The organism is Brevundimonas diminuta 3F5N, assembly GCF_900163625.1.
Taxonomy (GTDB): domain Bacteria; phylum Pseudomonadota; class Alphaproteobacteria; order Caulobacterales; family Caulobacteraceae; genus Brevundimonas; species Brevundimonas diminuta_A.
Genome location: NZ_FUIE01000059.1, coordinates 1 through 5,210, shown reverse-complemented (window position 1 = coordinate 5,210; position 5,210 = coordinate 1). Strand labels below are relative to the sequence as shown.

The following is a 5,210-nucleotide window of genomic DNA, read 5'->3' as shown; positions in this document are numbered from 1 at the left end:
CTCCCCGTCCCGGGGAGGGTGGCTGAGGCGCAGCCGAAGCCGGGTGGGGGGCGGCGGGGCTGTTTCAGCCTCCTGCCGTCTTTCTCGGGTCAGGCCCGAGAATGACGGCAGGGGTAAAAAAGCGCAGCGCTTGAATAGCCCCGCGCCTGCATCGCCTTGCCGCCCCCACCCGGTCTCCGCTTCGCTCCGACCTCCCTCCCCGGGACGGGGAGGGAGAAGGCGTCGCGCCTTGTCGCGCCTAGCCCTTCATCCGCCAGGTCGCGCCCTGCGGGCCGTCCATGACGACGACGTTCAGTTCGTTCAGGCGGTCGCGGATGCGGTCCGCCTCGGCCCAGTTCTTGGCGGCGCGGGCGGCGGCGCGCTGTTCCAGCAGGTCCTCGACCTCGGCCTTCAGCCCCTCATCGACGCCAGAGAACCATTCCGCCGGATCAGCCTGCAACACGCCCATGATCGAAGCAGCCGCGATCAGTTGCCCCTTGGCCGTCGCCACCGCCGCCGTGTCGCCCGCCGTCATGCCGCGCTCGATGTCGCTGGACAGGGCGAACAGGGCCGCCATGGCGCCCGGCGTGTTCAGGTCGTCCTCGATGGATTTCATGAACTCGACCGGCGGCTCCACGTCCGCCGCCTCGACCCCGGCCGCGCGGTGCAGGGCGCCGTAGAGGCGGTCCAGGTTCTTGCGGCTCTGCTCCAGCAGGGTCTGGTTCCAGTCCAGCGGCTGACGATAGTGGGCGCTCAGCAGGGCCCAGCGCACCACCTCGCCCGGCATGGCCTGCACCAGATCGTGCAGCAGCAGGACGTTGCCGATCGACTTGGACATCTTCTCGGCGTCCACGGTCAGGAAGCCGTTGTGCATCCAGTAGCGGGCGTATTCATCGTGTGCGGCGTCGCCGTGGGCATGGCCGTGGGCGCAGACGCCCTGGGCGATCTCGTTCTCATGGTGCGGGAAGACCAGATCGATGCCGCCGCCGTGGATATCGATGGGCAGGCCCAGCGTCTCCTCGATCATGGCCGAGCATTCGATGTGCCAGCCGGGGCGCCCTTCGCCCCACGGCGACGGCCAGGACGGCTCGTCCGCCTTGGACGGCTTCCACAGCACGAAATCGTGCGGGTTCTTCTTGTAGGGCGCGACCTCGACGCGGGCGCCGGCGATCATGTCATCCAGATTGCGTCCCGACAGCGCGCCGTAGGACGGATAGGACGACACGTCGAACAGCACATGGCCCTCGGCGGCATAGGCGCAGCCGGCGTCGATGATGGCCTGAATCTGCTTGGTGATGGCCTCGATGTAGTCGGTGACGTGCGGGGCGATGTCGGGCGGCGAGACGTTCAGCAGGCCCATGTCGGCCAGGTAGGCGGCCTCATAGCGTGCAGTGATCTCGCCGATGGCGACGCCTTCCTTGGCGGCCTTGGCGTTGATCTTGTCGTCCACGTCGGTGACGTTGCGGGCGTAGACCACCTTGTCCGCCCCATAGGTGCGGCGCAGCAGGCGCACCAGCACGTCGAACACGACGGGCGGGCGGGCGTTGCCGATATGGGCGTAGTCATAGACCGTCGGGCCGCAGACATAGAGGCTCACCCGGTTCGGATCGCGCGGCGCGAACAGGCGCTTTTCACGGCGCAGGGTGTCGTGGATGTGCAGGGCCATGGGTCAGGTCTTTTGCGAGTTTTCTTGCGGGACTGAGGAGGTGTCCCATATAGCGGCCTGATAGACAGTCAGGGCCGCGCGCCCAAGTCCATATATATTTGTATTCTGAACAGGCGCTCTCGCCGCCGCCGGATCGTTTCATGAGCACCACTCCCGCCAAGCCCGTCCTCGTCGCCAATGAGGCGCCCCAGCGTCCCAGCCGCGAACAGGCTCTGGAGGCCGTGCGCACCCTGATCGCCTGGGCCGGCGACAATCCGGATCGTCCCGGCCTGCTGGACACGCCCAAGCGCGTGGTCGACGCCTATGGCGAATGGTTCGACGGCTATGACGCCGACGCAGGCAAGGAGCTGTCGCGCACCTTCGAGGACGTGACCGGCTATGACGACATGGTCATCCTGCGCGACATCGAGGTCGAGAGCCACTGCGAGCACCACCTGGCCCCCTTCCTGGGCAAGGCCTACGTCGCCTATCTGCCGGGCGAGAAGGTGGTGGGCATCTCCAAGCTGGCGCGCGTGGTCGAAATCTTCGCCCGCCGTCTCCAGAACCAGGAGACGCTGACCAACGACATCATCGACGCCATCGAATCGCACCTGCAGCCCAAGGGCGTGGCCGTGCTGGTCGATGCGGCGCACCAGTGCATGACGACGCGCGGCGTGCATCACCGCCACGTCTCGACCATCACCACCCGCTTCACCGGCGCATTCAAGGCCGACCCGGCCCTGGCCGAACGATTCCTCAAGCTGGCTCGCGGTTGAGGCGACGGGCGAGGGCGTTGATCGCCGGGGACTGAATTGATCGCGGAGAAGGCGGCTCTGCGCCGAATTCGCAATCTTATTCCCCTGCGGCGTCATTTCCTCGCATTCGACGGCTTTACAAGCCTGCTTCAGGACGCCAAGAGACGAGCCAGACTTTCAGTGTGGTCCGCCGGAGGGTGCGGGCCTTGATGGAGACGAGGGCGTAATGGGCGCGAAACTTTCCTCAGGCGGTGGCGGCGGCAAGCTGGCGCAACAGAACGCGGACATCAACGTCACGCCGTTCGTTGACATCATGCTGGTGCTGCTGATCATCTTCATGGTCGCGGCGCCGATGGCGACCGTGTCGATCAAGCTGGACCTGCCGCCGGCGACGCCGCCGGCGCCGGACGCCGAAAAGCCGAAAGAGCCAGTTTACATCACCATTCAGGAATCGGGCTCGCTCTACATCGCCGAGACGGAAACCACGCTCGACAAGCTGACGGCCGACGTCTGCGCCGCCCAAGCCGTGGCGACGGACTGCCGTGAAGAGCGCGTCTTCGTCCGCGCCCAGCCGGAAGTGAAGTACAACCAGTTCATGGACGTCATGAACAAGCTTCAGGAAAACGGCTTCTACAAGGTCGGCCTTCTGAACGAAGACATCACCTAAGACGGTCGGTATCGACAGTCTGGAAAAGGGTCGCCTCGGCGGCCCTTTTTCTTTGCCCGCCGCCCATCGACCGCTTGCGCCCTCCCCCTGTTCCGGCCTCAATGCGCGCCTCGAATGAGGGGGAGTAAATCATCATGCGTCGCCGTACCTTCCTGTCCGCCCTGCCGGCCGGAGCTCTGTTGGCGGGCGCCGCCAACGCCCAGCAGACGACCGGCGCCGCCACGCCCTCGGCCCATCCCGCCTCCGTCCAGCCCGCCCCCGCGCCAGACCCCTACGCCGGCGTCGGCATCGGCGACCGCATCACTGGGCCGCGTTTCGTCGGCCGCTCGACCGTCTGGGGCGCCAACGGCGCCGCCGCCACGGCCCACCCGGCCGCTACCCTGATCGGCCTGGACACCCTGCGTCGCGGCGGCTCGGCCATTGACGCCGCCATCGCCATCAACGCCGCCCTCGGCTTCCTTGAGCCGACCGCCAACGGGATCGGCGGCGACGCCTTTGGCCTGATGTGGGATCCAAAGCAAAAGAAGGTCGTCGGCTTCAACGGTTCAGGTCCCAGCCCGCGCGGCCTGACGCTGGAAACGGCGCGCTCCAAGGCCGGAGCGGACGGCTACCTGCCCCGCTACGGCGCCGTGACGGTCAACGTCCCCGGCGCGGTCGACGCCTGGTGGAGCGCGCACCAGCGCTACGGCAAGCTGCCCTGGAAGGACGTGCTGCTGCCGGTCGCCGAACTATGCGAACAGGGCGTGCCTGTGCCTCAGGTAGTGGCTTATTACCTCGAACGCGGCATGGCCAACTTCGACAAGAGCGCCGCGACGATCGAGGAAAACGACAACCGCAAGAAGGTCTGGCTGACCGGCGGCCGCACGCCCAAGACGGGCGAGATCTTCGCCAACCCGGATCTGGGCCGCACCTATCGCCTGATCGCCGAAGGCGGCCGCGACGCCTTCTATGACGGCGTGATCGCCGACCACATCGAGCGCTATTTCAAACGCATCGGCGGTTGGATGACCCGCGCCGACCTGGCCGCCCACCGCACCGAATGGGTCGAGCCGCTGATGACCACCTATCGCGGGGTCGAGGTCTATTCACTGGGCCCGAACACCCAGGGCCTGTCGACCAACCAGATCCTGAACATCTGCGAACAGTTCGACCTGAAGGCCATGGGCTTCCAGTCCGCCGCCTCGATCCACGTTCAGGCCGAGGCCAAGCGCCTGGCCTTCGAGGACCGCGCCCGGTACTTCGCCGACGAGCGCTTCGCCAAGGCCCCGACCGCCTGGCTGAACTCCAAGGAATACGCCGCCGAACGCGCGAAGCTGATCAACCCGAACCGCGTCATGGACCGCGTCTTCCCCGGCGACGCCCCGACGCAGGGCGACACCACCTATTTCAGCGTGGCCGACAGCGACGGGATGATGGTCAGCTGGATCCAGTCCAACTATCGCGGCATGGGCGGCGGCTTGGTCGCCGACGGCCCGGACGGCGGCACCCTGGGCTTCATGTTCCAGAACCGCGGCGAACTGTTCGCCCTGACCGACGGCCACCCCAACGTCTATGCGCCGGGCAAGCGCCCCTTCCACACCATCATCCCCGGCTTCGCCTGCAAGGACGGAGAGCCGTGGCTGGCCTATGGCGTGATGGGCGGCGGGATGCAGCCGCAGGGACAGGCCCAGATCATCATCAACATGGTCGACTACGGCCTGGACCCGCAGGAAGCCGGCGACAGCCCGCGCTGGCAACACTACGGCTCGTCCGAACCGACCGGCCAACCGGCCGAGGGCGTCGGCAAGCTGCACCTTGAATCCGGGGTGCCGGACGCGACCAAGCAGCAACTGACCGCCATGGGCTGGGACCTCGGCCCGCCCGACGGCGGCTTCGGCGGCTACCAGAACGTGATGAAGCAGATCAACGAACAGGGCCGCTGGACCTACGGCGCGGCAACGGAAATGCGCAAGGACGGCAACGCCCTCGCCTATTAATCCGGCTGACCTCCCTCTGAGTGTTGTTGCAGGCGGTTAACACCCGCTCATCCCGGCGGACGCCGGGACCCAGTAAGAGCGCCGGGCAGAAGCTTTGCCGCTGAGCCGTGCGCATTGATGCCAAAGCACTGGATCCCGGCGTCCGCCGGGATGAGCGGGAGGCAGGAGGCGACGAACATCTGGTGTGA

Annotated in this window: 4 protein-coding genes; 3 read left to right on the top strand and 1 reads right to left on the bottom strand. The window is 66.8% G+C overall.

From position 1 onward, the window contains the following. Positions 1-238 precede the first annotated feature (238 nt). The gene (gene cysS, locus FM111_RS11620) at positions 239-1,645 is read right to left on the bottom strand and encodes a cysteine--tRNA ligase (protein ID WP_087141102.1); all 1,407 of its coding nucleotides are present in this window, start codon (positions 1,643-1,645) and stop codon (positions 239-241) included. Between the two features lie 140 nt (positions 1,646-1,785). On the opposite strand from cysS, the gene folE reads away from it, so the two are divergent. From folE to FM111_RS11605, 3 genes are all read left to right on the top strand, one after another. Continuing rightward, positions 1,786-2,400 (top strand): GTP cyclohydrolase I FolE, encoded by a 615-nt coding sequence (gene folE, locus FM111_RS11615; RefSeq protein ID WP_087141103.1) that lies wholly within the window; start codon positions 1,786-1,788, stop codon positions 2,398-2,400. Positions 2,401-2,605: 205 nt separating this feature from the next. Next, positions 2,606-3,046 carry a biopolymer transporter ExbD gene (locus FM111_RS11610; RefSeq protein ID WP_087141101.1) on the top strand — a complete coding sequence of 147 codons (441 nt, stop codon included), beginning with the start codon at positions 2,606-2,608 and terminating at the stop codon, positions 3,044-3,046. A 134-nt stretch (positions 3,047-3,180) separates the two neighbouring features. Beyond that, positions 3,181-5,022, top strand: coding sequence for a gamma-glutamyltransferase family protein (locus FM111_RS11605; protein ID WP_087141100.1), 1,842 nt, complete (start codon positions 3,181-3,183; stop codon positions 5,020-5,022). The last annotated feature ends 188 nt before the right edge of the window (positions 5,023-5,210 follow it).